Genomic DNA, 15,235 nt, shown 5'->3' with positions numbered 1-15,235 from the left:
CATGACCGGGCCTTCGACGAGCATGCCGGTGGCCGGCCTCGTCCCCGCGCCGCGCCGGGAACCCGGGCACGCCGACCTCCTCGTCCGCAACGCCAAGGTGTTCACGGGTGACCCCGACCGCCCCGAGGCCCGCGCCGTCGCGATCCGCGGCGGCCGGGTCGCGGCCCTCGGCGACGACCACGACCTCGCCCACCTCGTCGGGCCCGGCACCAAGGTCGTCGACGCTCTCGGCCGCCGGGTGATCCCCGGCCTGAACGACTCGCACCTCCATGTCATCCGGGGCGGCCTCAACTACGTCCTGGAGCTGCGCTGGGACGGCGTACGGAGCCTCCGCCGGGCCCTGGCGATGCTGAGGGAGCAGGCGGGCCGCACGCCCAAGGGGCAGTGGATCCGGGTCGTCGGCGGCTGGACCGCCGAACAGTTCGCCGAGCGCCGGATGCCGACCGTCGCCGAGCTGAACGCGGCCGCCCCCGACACGCCCGTCTTCGTCCTGCACCTGTACCAGTCGGCCCTGATGAACCGGGCCGCGGTGAAGGCCGCCGGATTCACCCGTGACACGCCCGATCCCCGTGGCGGGCAGATCGTCCGGGGCCGCGACGGCGAACCCAACGGCGTGCTGCTCGCGGCGCCGGGCGCGCTCATCCTCTACTCGACCCTGGCGAAGGCGCCGGCGCTCGACGAGGCCGACAAGCGGACGTCGACGCGCCACTTCCTGCGCGAGCTGAACCGCTTCGGGCTGACGTCCGCCGTCGACGCCGCCGGTGGTTTCCAGAACTTCCCCGACCACTACGCCACGGTCGTCGACCTCGCCAGGTCGGGGGAGCTGACCCTCCGGATCGCCTACCACCTCTTCCCGCAGACGGCCGGGCAGGAGCTCGCCGACCTCAAGCGCTGGACCGAGACGGTCAAGCCGGGGGACGGGGACGAGTGGCTCCGGCTGAACGGCGCGGGCGAGAACCTGACCTGGGCCGCCGCCGACTTCGAGAACTTCTCCGAGCCACGGCCCGAGCTCGCCGCGGGCTACGAGACCGAGTTCGAGAGCGCCGTACGGCTGCTGCTGGAGAACGGCTGGGGGTTCAGGCTCCACGCGACCTACGACGAGACGATCCGGCGCGACCTGGCCGTCTTCGAGAAGCTCGCCGCGGAAGGGCTCTTTCCCGGCGGCAACCGCTGGCTCTTCGACCACGCGGAGACGGTCTCGGCCGGCAGCCTCGACCGGATCGCCGCCCTCGGCGGCGCCGTCTCCGTCCAGAACCGGATGTCCTTCCAGGGCACCGCCTTCCTCGACCGCTACGGCGCCGACGCCGCCGCCCACACCCCGCCGGTCCGGGCCATGCTCGACCGCGGCCTGACCGTCGCCGCCGGAACGGACGCCACCCGCGTCTCCTCGTACAACCCGTGGGTCGCCCTCCACTGGCTGGTCACCGGGCGCACGGTCGGCGGCACCGCGCTCTACCCGGCCGAGAACCTGGTCGACAGGGAGACCGCCCTCGGCCTCTACACGCGGGGCGGAGCGCGGCTCACCGGCGAGCAGGAGGTCAAGGGAACCCTGCGGGAGGGCTCTTACGGCGACCTCGCGGTCCTCTCCGACGATTTCCTCACCGTTCCCGAGGACGTCATCCCCGGCATCGAGTCCGTCCTCACCGTCGTCGGCGGCCGGATCGTCTACGCGACCGCCGAGTACGAGGGCCTCGACGAGGCCGTCCCGCCGGTGAGTCCCGAATGGAGCCCGGTGGCCCACTTCGGCGGCTACCAGCCAGGCCGGGAAGGCGCCCGTCAGGCCTCGCTCGTGGCCGAGGCCGTCGCCGAGTCCGAGCAGCACCGGCGGTGGCGCGTCGCGCGCGGCTCAGGTCCGGACACACCGCCGTCGTTCGTCGACCCCTGCTTCGCGCACTGAAAGCGCGCACCGAAAGAGAGACATCCGATGACCGACGCCTCGCCGGACCACCTCCCGGAACGCCGCTTCGAGCCCGACCTCCGGTCGATGACGCGGATCAACCTGCGCCCCATCGCCTCGCCCATGCCGCTCGGCTTCTTCACGATCGCCATCGCGTCCGTGATGACGGGCTGCCTCCAGCTCGGGATCCTCGGCGAGGAGGCCCGCGCCGCGGTCGCCTTCACCGTGCTCCCGGCCTTCGTCCTCCAACTCCTTGTCAGTTACCTGGCCTTCGGCGCCCGTGACGTGATCGCGGCCACGCTGATGGCGGTGTTCGCCGGCAGCTGGCTGCCGTACGCGCTCATCATGCTCACGGGCGCCGCCGACGGCCTGAAGGTGCTCGGCGTCTTCAACCTGGCCCTTCTCTGCTTCGGCGCGCTGATGACCGCCGTGACCGGGCCCAAGCGGGCGCTGTGGCTCGTCCTCGCCGTCTCGCTGCCCCGCTGGGCGGTCACCGGTCTCGCGGGCGTCACCGGCGCCGACTGGCTGACGCGCACGTCCGGCGTGCTCGGGCTCGTGGTCGCGGTGGTGGCGATGTACACGGCGTTCGCCCTGATGCTGGAGGACATGCGCAGCGAGCAGGTCCTGCCCATCGGCCGCAGCGGCCCCGCCCACCTCGCCGTGGAAGGCGACCTCGCCGTCCAGCTCCGCAACCTGGAACGCCAGGCGGGCGTGCGCCGCACCCTCTGACCCGGGCCACCGGCCCCGTAACACCGCGACCCGACAGGAGCGCCCATGGAAACCCAGGCCCAGGTCATCGACCGGCCCGAGAAGTCCCGGTACGAGATCCTCGCCCACGCTCACGCCGGGGTCGGTGCCGATGCCCACGACGACGGCACCGAAACCGCCGGCTTCGCCGAGTACCACCTCTCCGAGGGCGAGATCGCCTTCATCCACACCGAGATCGATCCCCGCTTCGGCGGCCGGGGCCTCGGCGGGCTGCTCGCCCGAGGCGCCCTCGACGACGCCCGGGCCCGCGGGCTGCGCGTCCTGCCGTACTGCCCGTTCATCCGCGGCTGGATCGGCAAGCACCCCGAGTACGCCGACCTGGTGCCCGAGGCGCGCCGCGCCCGCCTCGGCCTGTGAACCAACCCCCAACCACCTTCCCCAGTCGCTCACTGAGGAGTTCCCCATGCCCCGACACGCCCGCCCCACCGTCGTCCTGGTCCACGGCGCCTTCGCCGACGCCTCCAGCTTCGCCCGTGTCATCCCCGAACTGACCGCCGCCGGCCTGGACGTGGTGGCTCCCGCGGTGCCCAACCGCAGCCTCGTCGACGACGCCGCCTACATCGCCTCGGTGGTCCGTGCCGTCGAAGGCCCCGTGATCCTGGTGGGGCACTCCTACGGCGGCGCCGTCATCACCCTCGCCGGCACGGAGGACAACGTCCGCGCCCTGGTGTACCTCGCGGGATACGCGCTGCAGGAGGGCGAGAGCCTGGGCGAGCTGCAGGGCCGCTTCCCCGACTCCGGTCTCGCCGACGCGCTCGTCTACACCCCGTTCCCGGTGCCCGGCTCCACCGACACCGGCACCGACGTCTCGGTGGCGGTCGACCGGTTCCCCGCTCTGTTCGCGGCGGACGTCGAGCCCGGCCTCGCCGCGGTGCTCGCCGTCTCCCAGCGCCCCCTGGCCGCGCGCGCCTTCTCGGAGGCGGCTCCGGTCGCCGCGTGGAGGAGCAAGCCCTCGTGGGGCCTGGTCGCCTCCTCCGACCGCACGATCAACCCCGACGTGGAGCGGTACGGGTACGAGCGGGCCGGCATGACCACCGTCGAGGTCGACTCCTCCCACCTGGTCATGCTCGCCCAGCCCAAGGCCGTGGCCGAGCTGATCCTGGACGCGGCCCGGTCCACGGGGCACTGACCTGGAGCTTGAACTTCGAACGATTGGTCTATGTCGTTCGAACCCGGTAGCTTTCCGAAACGCCCGTCGAGAACGTGCGGCGGGCGATCGGAGGAAGCACACCCATGAGGTCCGGCGCGAGGCTCGCGCTCGCCGTCATCACCCTCGCCGTCACCGCCACCGCCTGCGGCACCCCGCAGGACGGCGGTTCGCGGTCGCACACCACCGCGGACTGCGCGCCGTACGCCCGCTACGGCAAGCACCCCGGCACCGCGGTCACCGTCTACGCGGAGAACCGGGACCGGGAAGCCGACCTGTTCGAAGAGACCTGGGCGGACTTCGCCGACTGCACGGGAATCGACGTCCAGTACGAGGGGGACGGGGAGTTCGAGGCGCAGATCCAGGTAAGGGTCGACGGCGGGAACGCGCCCGACGTGGCGTTCTTCCCCCAGCCCGGCCTCATGGAACGCTTCGCCCGGGCAGGGAGGCTCAAGCCCGTGAGCGCCGGCGTCGCTGCTCTCGCGAAGCAGGGCTGGTCGGCGGACTGGAACAGCTACGCGACCGTGGACGGCACCCTCTACGGCACTCCTCTGGTCGCGAACGTGAAGTCGTTCGTCTGGTACTCCCCGAAGTTCTTCCGCGACCGCGGACTGAGCGTCCCCCGCACCTGGACCGAGCTGATGGCCGTGACCGAGAAGGTCGCGGCCTCCGGCGTCAAGCCGTGGTGCGCCGGCGTCGAGTCCGCCGAGGCGACCGGCTGGCCCGTGACGGACTGGATCGAGGACGTCCTCCTTCGCCAGCAGGGCATGCGCGTCTACGACCAGTGGGTCGCCCACGAGATCCCGTTCGACGACCCCCGTGTCATCAAGGCCATGGACACCGTGGGGTCCATCCTCAAGAACGACCGGTACGCCAACGGCGGTTTCGGCCCGGCCCGTTCGATGGCGTCGATCTCCTTCCAGGAGGCCGGCACACCGGTCCTCTCCGGCGACTGCGCGATGCACCGTCAGGCTTCGTTCTACGCCGACATGTGGCCGAAGGGCACCGAGATCGGACCGGACAAGGACGTCCACGCCTTCCTCCTGCCGGGCGCCGACCCGGCGAGCCGCCCCGTACTGGGCGGCGGCGTGTTCACCGCGGCGTTCGCCGACCGCCCCGAGGTGCGGGCGTTCCAGGAGTACCTGGCCTCCGCGGACTTCGCGAACGCGCGGATGAGGAAGGGCCCGTTCGTCTCGGCGAACAGGGGCGTGGATCCGGCGAACGCCGCGACCGCGGTCGACAGGCTCTCGATCCGACTGCTCCAGGACCCCAGGACGCAGTTCAGGTTCGACGGTTCCGACCTGATGCCGGCGTCGGTCGGCGCCGGGACGTTCTGGAAGGGAGCCGTCGACTGGATCGGCGGCGCGAGCACCCGGCAGGTCGCCGGCTCCATCGAACGGTCCTGGCCGAGAAAGTGATGCCGTTCGACGTCGTCGCCCAGCAGCCCAAGCTGCTGTACCTGCTCCAGGGCGTCGCCGCCTTCGCGGCGGTGGTCTCCCTGATCCTGCTCGCACTGCACCGGGGGCCGGTACGGAAGAGGGCCGCGGCCCTCCTCCTGCTCGCCCCCGCGCTGCTGCTGCTCACGATCGGTCTCCTGCTGCCCGCTCTGCGCACTCTGGCGCTGTCGTTCACCGACAGCGGGGGAGACGCGTGGGTCGGCCTTGACAACTACGTGTGGATGTTCACCGACCACCAGGCCCTTGTGGCGCTGCGGAACACCCTGGCGTGGGTGGTGCTCGTGCCGCTGACGTCGACCGCGGTCGGTCTGCTCTACGCGGCGGCCGTCGCACGCTCGCGGTTCGGAACGCTCGCGCTGTCCCTGGTCCTGACGCCGATGGCGATCTCCTTCGTCGGCGCGGGCGTCGTCTGGAAGTTCGTCTACGCCTACCGTCCCGCCGAGGTTGGGCAGATCGGACTGCTGAACCGGCTGATCGTCGCGGTCGGCGGCGAGCCGCGGCAATGGCTCGTGGACTCTCCCTGGAACGTCCTGTTCCTCATCGTGGCGATGGTGTGGACACAGGCGGGCTTCGCGGCCGTCCTGCTGACCGGTGCGATCAGAGCCGTACCCCCGGAACTGACCGAGGCCGCCCGGCTCGACGGTGCGTCCCCCGGGCAGGTCTTCCGGCGGATCACCATGCCGTCGATCAGACCCACGCTGCTCGTCGTGCTCCTCGCCCAGGCGATCGGCACCTTCAAGGCCTTCGACATCGTCAGGACCATGACCGGCGGACAGTTCGACACGGGCGTCCTCGCGCACGCCATGTACGACCAGGCCTTCCGCTACGGCGAGACGGGCCGCGGCGCGGCGCTCGCCGTGCTCCTCTTCCTCCTCGTCACCCCCTTCGTGGCCCATCAGGTCCGGGCGCGGCGGAGGACGGGGTGAACGGCCTCCGGGAGCGTCTGGCCTCCCGCGCCTTCACGGGGCTCGCCGTGGTGATCGCGGTCCTCTGGACGACACCGACCCTCGGTCTCCTGCTCTCCTCGTTCCGCCCCGAGCAGGACATCAAGACGACGGGCTGGTGGACCCTGTTCGGTACGCCGCGCCTCACGCTCGACAACTACGGCGAGGTGCTCTCCGGCGGCGGGAACGGGGCGGGGCGGCTCGCGGAGCACTTCGTCAACTCCGTCGTCATCACCGTTCCCTCGGTGCTGTTCCCGCTCGTCCTGGCCTTCCTCGCGGCGTACGCGCTGGCCTGGATCGACTTCAGGGGGCGCGACGCCCTCGTCGTCGGCGTCTTCGCGCTCCAGGCCGTGCCGCTGCAGATGGCGCTCGTCCCCCTCCTGAAGCTCTTCTCCCAGGGCTGGCTGTTCCTGCCCGCGTGGCACCTCACCGGTCCGGCGCGGTTTGGCCAGGTCTGGTTCGCCCACACGGTCTTCGCGCTGCCGTTCGCGGTGTTCCTCCTCCACAACTACCTGGCGGCGCTGCCCCGGGACCTGATCGAGGCCGCCCGCGTCGACGGCGCCTCGCACGGGACGCTGCTGCTGCGGATCGTGCTGCCGCTGGCCCGCCCGGCCCTCGTCAGCTTCGCCGTCATCCAGTTCGTCTGGGTCTGGAACGACCTGCTCGTGGCACTGACCCTGTCGGGCGGAACGGCCGAGACCGCGCCGATGACGGTGCGACTGGCCAACCTGGCCGGGACCTACGGCAACGAGTGGCAGCGGCTCACCGCGGGAGCCTTCGTGGCCGCGCTCGTCCCGCTGCTCGTCTTCCTCTCCCTCCGGCGGCACTTCGCACGGGGACTGCTCGCCGGATCGGTCAAGGGATGAGCCCCGACCGGCCCGACGGGCAAGGCGTGGCGACCGGGACGAGCCGGCCCGGACTGCGGGGCCGCGAAGCCGAACTGGAGCAGCTGCGCGCGCTGGCCGAGGCGGTGCGCGACGGTGCGGGAGGCGCGGTCGCGCTGCTCCTGGGCGAGCCCGGGATCGGCAAGACCGCGCTCCTCCAGGAGGCCGTCTCGCTCGCACGGGCCCAGGGATTCCTCGTCAGCCACGGACGTGCCGAGGAACTGCACGAACTGGCGCCGCTGGCCTCACTGGCCTCGGGCCTCCTGCACGGTGACCCGCCGCTGCTCTCCGGCACGGACCTCGCGGACCTGGCCGGCCACCACGACCAGCGCATCTGGCTCGTCGAACGGCTCGCCCAGCTGATCGAGGAACGCTCGGCGGGCACGCCCGTACTGATCGCGGTCGACGACGTCCACTGGGCCGACCCGCTGAGCCGTTTCGCCCTGAGCGTCATGCCGGCGCGGCTGCTCAGCTCCCCGGTCCTCTGGCTGCTCACCAGCAGGGAGGACCCCGAGCTGTACGGGCAGGGGCCGTTGACGACGACCCTCCCTCTGCGGCCGCTGTCCGGGACGGCCCTGGCCGAGCTGGCCCGCGACGTCCTCGGCGGGGACGTGCCGGCGCGGGTCGGGGAGCTCCTCGACGGCGCGGGCGGCAACCCCTTCCTCGCGGCCGAGATGCTCTCTGGCATCGCGGCGACGGGCGCGGACGGGCCGGAGCCGCCCGAGCGGCTGGTCCTCGGCGTACGCGGCCGACTGGCCGGTCTCCGGCCGGACACCCTGCACTTCCTGCGGATCGGCTCGGTCCTCGGCCGCGCGTTCTCGCTCGCCGACGCCGCGGCCCTGTGCGGCCGGCCCGCCTCCGGACTCGGCGCCGAAGTGGACGAGGCGATCGCGGCCGCCCTCCTCCACGACGACGGCGAACGCCTCCTGTTCCGCCACGACCTGCTCCGCCAGGCGGTGTACGCCGACCTCGCCCCCTCCGTACGCCGGGCACTGCACCGGGAGGCCGCGAGCCGGCTCGTCGCGGCGGGCCGGAGCTCCGGCGACGCGGTCCCGCATCTGCTGAAGAGCGCCGAACCCGGCGACATGGAGGCCATCGCCCTCCTCGGCAGGGCCACCGAGGACGTGATCGCCGTGATGCCCGACCTCGCCGCCGATCTGGCCGTACGAGCCCTGGAACTCGTACCGACCCGTGCGCCGATGGCGTACGACGTGGGGGAGCGCGCCATCGTCGCGCTGACCCGCGCGGGCCGGTACACGCAGGCACGCGACACCGGCGACGTGCTGCTCGCCCGGCAGCCGCCCCTGGACGTCTTCGCCCGTCTGCAGTCCGTGCTCGGCGACACGCTCTGGCACCTCGACGACGTCCACGAGCTGACCCGCCGCACGACGACGGCGCTGGCGGCCGTCACCGACCCGGCGATCCGCGCCCGGCTGACCGCCCGCCATGCCCTGGCCGGGTCCCGCGGCAGCGATCTCGCGGCCGCTCGGGAGACCGGCGAACGGGCGCTCGCCGAGGCGGAGCGAGCAGGCGACCGGGAGGCCCGCGTCCTCGCCCTGTGGGGTCTCGGCGAGATCGCCCTCAACGCGGGCGACTGCGCCGCCGCCGTCGCACACCACACGGCGCTGAGCGTGTTCGACTCGGCCTTCCGGCCCGAGGAGGCCGTCGCCCTGATCCACCTGGACGACTTCGACGCCGTACGGCGACTGCTCCGGACGGCGGGCGACGTTCCCCTGCGCCCCGCCATGCTCATCTGGGCCCAGGGAACCCTCAACATGGCGCTCGGGCGGCTCGACGACGCGGACGCCGACTTCGTCACCGCCGAACGTCTCGAAGCGGACCTCCGGGTACCCAACAACCTGGTCAACGTCCGCGTCAACCGCGGCCTCCTCGCGATGCTGCGCGGCGACCGTGACGCCGCGCGGGAACACCTGGACGTCGTGCGGGCCACCGTGGCCGGCCGGCCGAACAAGGGAAACCGCGCCGCGCACCGGTACTTCGAGGCCGTCGTCGCCGACGCCGACGGCGACCACGCGGCAGCGGCCGGACTCGTCCGGTCGGTGCAGCGGGACCACCCCTTCCTCCGGTGGCGGCTCCTGCGCCCCCATGTCGTCCAGGCCGTGGGGATCGCCCTGCGCGGCGGGGACCGGCAGCTCGCCGAGGACCTCGCGGCCCAGGCCGCCGCACACGCCACCCGCAACCCCGCCGTGCCGACCGCCCAGGGGACGGCCGCCCACGCGTCCGCCCTGGTGAACGCCGACCAAGGCCTCCTGGAGCGGGCGGTGGACATCCTCCTCGACGGCCCCCGGCCGCTGCCCCTCGCCGCCGCGTCCGCCGACCTGGGGCGCGCGCTCCTGACCTCGGGCGACGCCGCCGCGACACCCGCCATGACCAGGGCGCTCGACATCTACGCCCAGGCGGGGGCCGACGCAGAGGCCGACCGGGTCCGCGCCGATCTGGAACGGGCTACACGCCGTCCCGGCCGGCGCACCGGACGTCTCCGGCCGCGCACCGACCAGGGCTGGGACGCGCTCACGGCCTCCGAACGCAAGGTGGCCCGGCTGATCGCCGCGGGGCACACCAACCGGTCGGCCGCGGAGGCCCTCGTCGTCTCCCCGCACACGGTCAACACCCACCTGGCGTCGATCTTCCGCAAGCTCTCGGTGCGATCCCGGGTGCACCTGGCCCGGATCGTCCTCGCGGAGGACGATGCCGGAGCGGCGACCGACGACTGAGCGCGAACCCTGCGCCCCCGTGCAAGGAGTGGTGCGCGGTACGGCAACAGGAGGGGCGCGGCCGGTCCTAGCGTGACGGGCATCCGCGCCGCTCCGACGCGCGGACCAGCCACCCCGAATCGAGGAAGCACACCCATGCCGTACATCACCGTGGGCCAGGAGAACACCAATCCCGTCGAGCTGTACTTCGAGGACCAGGGAGCCGGACAGCCCGTCGTCCTCATCCACGGCTTCCCGCTCGACGGCCACTCCTGGGAGCGCCAGAGCGCCGCCCTGCTCGACGCCGGCTACCGAGTGATCACGTACGACCGCCGCGGCTTCGGGCAGTCCTCCCAGCCGACCACCGGCTACGACTACGACACCTTCGCCGCCGACCTGAACACCGTGATGGAGACGCTCGACCTGAGGGACGCCGTCCTCGTCGGCTTCTCCATGGGCACCGGCGAGGTCGCCCGCTACGTCTCCACGTACGGCTCCGAGCGCGTCGCCAAGGTCGCCTTCCTGGCCTCGCTCGAGCCCTGCCTGCTCAAGAGCGACGACAACCCCGACGGCGTCGCCCCGAAGGAGTTCTTCGACGGCGTCGTCGCCGCCGTCAAGGCCGACCGCTACGCCTACTACACGGCCTTCTTCGACGACTTCTACAACCTCGACGAGAACCTGGGCACCCGCATCAGCGAGGAAGCCGTCCGCAACAGCTGGAACACCGCCGCCCGCGGCGGCTCCTTCGCCGCGTCGGCCGCGCCGGCCACCTGGTACACCGACTTCCGCGCCGACATCCCCGCCGTCGACGTGCCGGCGCTGATCCTGCACGGCACCGCCGACCGCATCCTGCCGGCCGAGGGCACCGCGCGCCCCTTCCACAAGGCGCTCCCTTCGGCCGACTACGTCGAGATCGAGGGCGCCCCGCACGGTCTGCTGTGGACCCACGCCGAGGAGGTCAACACCGCCCTCCTCGCCTTCCTCGCGAAGTGACACCGCACCGCTGACCGGCCGGGTGACGCCGGGGTCCCGGCGTCACCCGCCCCGCGACCGAGCGCCGCGATCGACGCCCGTACCGGCGCCGGGCGGGGCCGGGGCGGTTCCCGTGGTTCATACTGTTCCGCCGTATGAGCGTGAACCGAGTGACGACAAGGACCGCGCCCGAGGAGCCCGACGGCGTACGGACAGCCCTCCGGGGCAGGGACGCCGCCATGGCGTTCATCGAGGAACGGCTCGACGCGCTCGGCCGGGGCGAAGGCGGGATCGTCCGCGTCGAGGGCCCCGCCGGCATCGGCAGGTCCAGGATCCTCGCCGAGGCCGCGGCGTCCGCGCGGCGGCGCGGGCTGCGGGTGTTCGAGGGCGCGGCGGACCCCGACGAACAGTTCGTACCGCTCGGCCCGCTCCTCGAAGGCGTACTCTCCGGCGAGGAACCGCTGTCGGGCGCCCAACGTCTCCGGGACCTCGCCGCCACACCCGGCCAGCGGTTCTGGCTGCTTCAGGAGCTGGGTGACCGCCTGCGGGAAGCGGCCCGTAACGGATCCCTGCTCGTCGTCCTCGACGACCTCCAGTGGTGCGACGACCTGACCCTGCTCACCTTCCACACCCTCGCGGCGGGACTCTCGTCGCACCCGATCCTGTGGCTGGTCGCCGTGCGCGCCGGCAGCGTGCCGTCCGGGGTGCGCACCACCCTGGACAGGATCCGTCAGGCGGGCGCACGCGAGCTGGTCCTCGAAGCGCTGGAGGACCGTGCGATCGCCCGGATCACCGAGGACGTCCTCGGCGCCCCTCCCGACCCGGACGTCCTCCGCCTCGCCCGCCGCGCCGAAGGGGTGCCCCAGCTGCTCGTCGAGCTGCTCGGCTCGCTGCGCGAGGAGGCGGTGACGATCGAGAACGGCATGGCCGGGCTGCCGGCCGGATTCCCCGCCCCACGGCAACTCCCCTCCGTCGCACGCCGCCTGGACCAGCTGTCCGACGAGGCGCGGGAGCTGGTGCAGACGGCGGCCGCCGTGGGCGGCACGGTCACCGTCCCGCTGCTCGCCGACCTGCTCGGCAGGCCCTCGGCGGCGCTCATCACAGCCGTACGGGAATCCCTCGACGCCGATCTGCTCGTCGAGAGCGGCGATCACCTCGCCTTCCGCCACGACCTGATCCGTGAGGCGGTGGAAGCCGGCCTCCCCCTGCCCCTGCGCCAGGCCCTGCACCGCCATGCCGCCGGGCTGCCGCCGGGGAGAGCGCCGGCAGCCGCGACGGAGGCCGGGAGAGCGGCGCCGGGAGACGCGGCGGAGGCCGACCGGCTGCGCACCGAAGCGGCGGAACTCGCCGGCACCGCCCCCGCCACCGCCGCGGAACGCAGTCTCAGGGCCCTGGAACTCATCGCGGCGGACGCTCCGGAGCGGCCTCGGGTGCTGGCCGAGACGATACCGCTGCTCTGGCAGACCGGCCGGATTGCCCAGGCCCGTGAACTGGGCGCCACCGCACTGGCGGCCGGCGGTCTCGGCCCCGAGGACGAGGCGCTCATACGCCTCGCCCTGGCACGCCTCGCCGTACAGTCCGACTTCTCCGAGGCGGTCCGGCAGGCCCGTGCCGGGGCGGCACTGCCCGGGATCTCCGCGACCGTGAGGGGACGACTGCTCGCCATGCTCGCCGTCGGCCTGTCGATGTCGGGCGAACACGCGGCGGCCGAGCAGGTCGCCGCGCAGGCGTGGGAGACCGCGGCGGCAGCGGGGGACCGCACCGCCGAGGCCACGCTGACGACGGTCCGCTCGGCCGTGAGCTTCCACCGCATGGACCTGGCCGAGGCGTTCCGGCAGGCCGAGCGGTCCGCCGCGCTGGCCGACGCCCTGGGCGTCAGCACCTCGCTGTGGGTGCCGGAGGCCTTGTGGCACGCCCTCCTGTCGAACACCACCGGACGCACCGCGGAGGCGCTCGCCGCCGCGGAGGAGGGCATCCGGATCACCAGGGAGCAGGGCCGGACGGCCGCCACCCGCATGTGGCTCATGACCCGGACCCGCATCCTGCTGGAGACCGGACGGCTGTCGGAGGCCCGGGCCGACGCGGAAGCCGCGTCCCCGGCCGTCGACGAACCCGGCCCGGGCAACCTCGCCGACGTCACGCTCCGGTACGTGATGCTGCGCGTCGCCCTCCACACCGGCGACCGGCGGACCGCGGAGGCGTACGCCGCGGAGGCGAGGCGCATGCGCGGCGACGACGCGCTCGTCGTCCGGCACTTCGGCACCTGGATGCTGGCACTGATGGCCGACCACGAGGGCCGGCCCGACCGCGCCATGGCCGAACTCGACGCGGTGATGACGTCGCCCGCCGCGGACCGGCCCGCCTACGCCGGACTGATCGACCCGGCCGACGCCCCGGTGCTCGTCCGCATGGCGCTGCGCGCGGGCAGGCACGAACGGGCCGCGCAGACGGTCGCCATGGCCGAGAAGCGAGCCGTGCTCAATCCCGGCCTCCCGTTCCTCGCCGCCACCGCCGCGCATGCCCGCGGACTCCTCGACAACGACCTCGCCCCCCTCGTACGCGCCGTCCGGCTGTACGAGGACTGCCCCAGGGTGCTGGCCCGGGCGTCGGCGCTGGAGGACGCGGGACGCAAGCTGGCGGCCACCCGCAGGCCCGAAGCCGTGCCGTACTTCGAGAAGGCCCTCGCGCTCTACGCCAGGGCGGGCGCCGAACGGGACGCCGTTCGGGTGCGCCGGCGCCTTCGGGCCGCAGGTGTCCGCCGCCGGCCCTCGTCGGCCCGACTCGACGACACATGGCCCGAGTTGACGCCGGCGGAGATACGGGTCGTACGGCTCGTGGCCCGGGGGCTGACCAACGGACAGGTGGCCGAGCGGCTCTCCCTCTCGCCGCACACGGTGAGTTCGCACCTGCGGCGGGCGTTCACCAAGCTGGACGTCACCTCGCGCGCGGAGCTGACCCGGCTGGTGAAGCACCGTGACAGCGGAGAGTAGTCGCTTCGTATCCCACGCGCGTGTCAGGGCAATGCACGATTCATGCGATGTGCCGGCGTCGTCGTTTCCTCAGACTGATCAAGAACCGCGGAAGGGAGAAGTCCCGCGGGGACAGCTGATCGAGAGAGGAACCACGCATGACCGGAAGGCTCCAGCGAGCCCGCCCCGGCAGCCTCGAGCTCCAGGCACTCGTCGACGAGCTCGCGGAGCGGCTCGGCCGGTCCGTGGCCGTCGACGACCCGCTGGTCCGCATGGTCTGCACGAGCCGCCACTTCGGCGACGAGGACCCGGTGCGCATCGGCACCCTGCTCCAGGGCCGCGCCGACAACGCCGCCATCCGCTACGTCCTCGACCAGGGCGTGACCCGGTGGGCGAGACCCGGCTTCATCGACGGCCGCGACGACCTCGGGCTGCTGCCCCGGTACGTCGTGCCGCTGCGCGAGCGCGGGCATCTCCTCGGGCTGCTCGTGGTGGTCGTGCCCGAGAAGACGCTGGGGGAGCAGGAGACGACCGCCATCGCCCGGGCCGCGGGCGCCATGTCGGCCCAGATGTACGGAGAGCAGATCGCCGCCGACACCCGGAAGTCCGACGAGCGGGACCTGGTCCTCGCACTCGTCGGCGCCGACGTCGCCGCACGCACCACCGCGCGCCGGCGCGGCGAGGAACGGGGGCTGCTCGGCGCGGCGGAGCACGTACTGGTCACCGTCGTCCAGCCGAGCCGCGGGACGGAGCCCGCGCGGCAGTCCGAGGCAGCCCTGTGGGCGGCGTTGGAGGGGTACCGGCAGACGCGCTCCGCCCAGGGCCTCATCGCGATCGGCAAGGAGCGGGCGATACTGCTCCAGCTCCGCGACCGGCCGCCGTCCCCGGCCGAGGTCGCCGCCCAGTCCGCCCGCATCCTCGACGAACTCCGCACCTTCCTGGACCCGTCGGCGGACCCCGTGATCGGCGTCGGTGGCCGGCACACCCGCCTGGACGACGCGTGGACGTCGTACGAGCAGGCGCTCGTGGCGGCCCGCGCGGCACGCCGACTGCCCTCCCTGAAGAACACCGGTGACTGGGAACTCCTGGGCGAACTCGCCGTGCTGCTCCAGCTGCCCGAGCACGCCCTGAACGCGTCGCTGGTCCCGAAGCCGCTCCGGACCCTGACCGAGACCCACGGCGGCGACCGTCTGCGGGACACCCTGCGCTGCTTCCTCGAGCACGCGGGGTCGATCCCCAGGACCGCGGAGACGCTGGGCATCCACCGGACGTCGCTGTACTACCGCCTGCGCCAGATCCAGGAGATCACCGGACTCGACCTCGACGACGGCGCCCACCGGCTCACCCTGCACCTCGGCCTCCGGGTCGGGGAGCTCCTCGACGCGGGCGCCGTCGGGGCCGGCTGACCACGGACTCGCCTTCGACAGAGCGAGGAGGATCCACGGCCCGATTCCTACAGCTCGCGGTGGTGCGGGCGGCGGGC

The 15,235-nt window shown here is 73.0% G+C and carries 11 protein-coding genes; all 11 read left to right on the top strand.

The annotated features are described in order from the left end of the window. The first annotated feature begins 1 nt into the window (after position 1). On the top strand, positions 2–1,897 hold the full coding sequence (locus tag ACFVGS_RS01380) for an amidohydrolase (protein WP_385689514.1): 1,896 nt from the start codon (positions 2–4) through the stop codon (positions 1,895–1,897). Positions 1,898–1,924: 27 nt separating this feature from the next. After that, a complete protein-coding gene (locus ACFVGS_RS01375; protein ID WP_384409515.1) occupies positions 1,925–2,626 on the top strand; it encodes a GPR1/FUN34/YaaH family transporter in 702 nt (233 codons plus the stop codon). Between the two features lie 45 nt (positions 2,627–2,671). Further along, the gene (locus ACFVGS_RS01370) at positions 2,672–3,022 is read left to right on the top strand and encodes a GNAT family N-acetyltransferase (protein WP_385689198.1); all 351 of its coding nucleotides are present in this window, start codon (positions 2,672–2,674) and stop codon (positions 3,020–3,022) included. A 46-nt stretch (positions 3,023–3,068) separates the two neighbouring features. After that, entirely contained in the window at positions 3,069–3,794 is a 726-nt protein-coding gene (locus ACFVGS_RS01365; RefSeq protein ID WP_384409511.1) for an alpha/beta fold hydrolase, read from the top strand. 104 nt (positions 3,795–3,898) lie between these two features. Beyond that, complete coding sequence (locus ACFVGS_RS01360; protein WP_385689194.1) at positions 3,899–5,230, top strand: ABC transporter substrate-binding protein; 1,332 nt, start codon at positions 3,899–3,901, stop codon at positions 5,228–5,230. Then, complete coding sequence (locus ACFVGS_RS01355) at positions 5,230–6,195, top strand: carbohydrate ABC transporter permease (RefSeq protein WP_385689191.1); 966 nt, start codon at positions 5,230–5,232, stop codon at positions 6,193–6,195. The genes ACFVGS_RS01360 and ACFVGS_RS01355 overlap by 1 nt, the downstream gene beginning before the upstream one ends. Further along, the gene (locus tag ACFVGS_RS01350) at positions 6,192–7,079 is read left to right on the top strand and encodes a carbohydrate ABC transporter permease (protein ID WP_384409505.1); all 888 of its coding nucleotides are present in this window, start codon (positions 6,192–6,194) and stop codon (positions 7,077–7,079) included. Before ACFVGS_RS01355 ends, ACFVGS_RS01350 begins: the two co-directional genes overlap by 4 nt. Next, positions 7,076–9,832 (top strand): ATP-binding protein, encoded by a 2,757-nt coding sequence (locus ACFVGS_RS01345; RefSeq protein ID WP_385689188.1) that lies wholly within the window; start codon positions 7,076–7,078, stop codon positions 9,830–9,832. Before ACFVGS_RS01350 ends, ACFVGS_RS01345 begins: the two co-directional genes overlap by 4 nt. Before the next feature lie 135 nt (positions 9,833–9,967). Further along, the gene (locus ACFVGS_RS01340) at positions 9,968–10,804 is read left to right on the top strand and encodes an alpha/beta fold hydrolase (protein WP_384409501.1); all 837 of its coding nucleotides are present in this window, start codon (positions 9,968–9,970) and stop codon (positions 10,802–10,804) included. Positions 10,805–10,938: 134 nt separating this feature from the next. Then, positions 10,939–13,773, top strand: a complete 2,835-nt coding sequence (locus ACFVGS_RS01335; RefSeq protein WP_385689185.1) for a helix-turn-helix transcriptional regulator — start codon at positions 10,939–10,941, stop codon at positions 13,771–13,773. A 137-nt stretch (positions 13,774–13,910) separates the two neighbouring features. Further along, on the top strand, positions 13,911–15,158 hold the full coding sequence (locus tag ACFVGS_RS01330; RefSeq protein WP_384409497.1) for a PucR family transcriptional regulator: 1,248 nt from the start codon (positions 13,911–13,913) through the stop codon (positions 15,156–15,158). Positions 15,159–15,235 lie beyond the last annotated feature (77 nt).

Origin of the sequence: Streptomyces sp. NPDC127114 (assembly GCF_042677525.1) — a bacterium.
In the GTDB taxonomy this organism is placed as follows: domain Bacteria; phylum Actinomycetota; class Actinomycetes; order Streptomycetales; family Streptomycetaceae; genus Streptomyces.
Note: the sequence above shows the minus strand (reverse complement) of the source record. Positions and strands in the feature narration are given on the sequence as shown.

Excerpts from the sequence above, each read along its gene's own strand:
- ACFVGS_RS01380 (WP_385689514.1), top strand. The coding sequence starts at position 2 with ATGACCGGGCCTTCGACGAGCATGCCGGTGGCCGGCCTCGTCCCCGCG.
- ACFVGS_RS01375 (WP_384409515.1), top strand. The coding sequence starts at position 1,925 with ATGACCGACGCCTCGCCGGACCACCTCCCGGAACGCCGCTTCGAGCCC.
- ACFVGS_RS01370 (WP_385689198.1), top strand. The coding sequence starts at position 2,672 with ATGGAAACCCAGGCCCAGGTCATCGACCGGCCCGAGAAGTCCCGGTAC.
- ACFVGS_RS01365 (WP_384409511.1), top strand. The coding sequence starts at position 3,069 with ATGCCCCGACACGCCCGCCCCACCGTCGTCCTGGTCCACGGCGCCTTC.
- ACFVGS_RS01360 (WP_385689194.1), top strand. The coding sequence starts at position 3,899 with ATGAGGTCCGGCGCGAGGCTCGCGCTCGCCGTCATCACCCTCGCCGTC.
- ACFVGS_RS01355 (WP_385689191.1), top strand. The coding sequence starts at position 5,230 with ATGCCGTTCGACGTCGTCGCCCAGCAGCCCAAGCTGCTGTACCTGCTC.
- ACFVGS_RS01345 (WP_385689188.1), top strand. The coding sequence starts at position 7,076 with ATGAGCCCCGACCGGCCCGACGGGCAAGGCGTGGCGACCGGGACGAGC.
- ACFVGS_RS01340 (WP_384409501.1), top strand. The coding sequence starts at position 9,968 with ATGCCGTACATCACCGTGGGCCAGGAGAACACCAATCCCGTCGAGCTG.
- ACFVGS_RS01335 (WP_385689185.1), top strand. The coding sequence starts at position 10,939 with ATGAGCGTGAACCGAGTGACGACAAGGACCGCGCCCGAGGAGCCCGAC.
- ACFVGS_RS01330 (WP_384409497.1), top strand. The coding sequence starts at position 13,911 with ATGACCGGAAGGCTCCAGCGAGCCCGCCCCGGCAGCCTCGAGCTCCAG.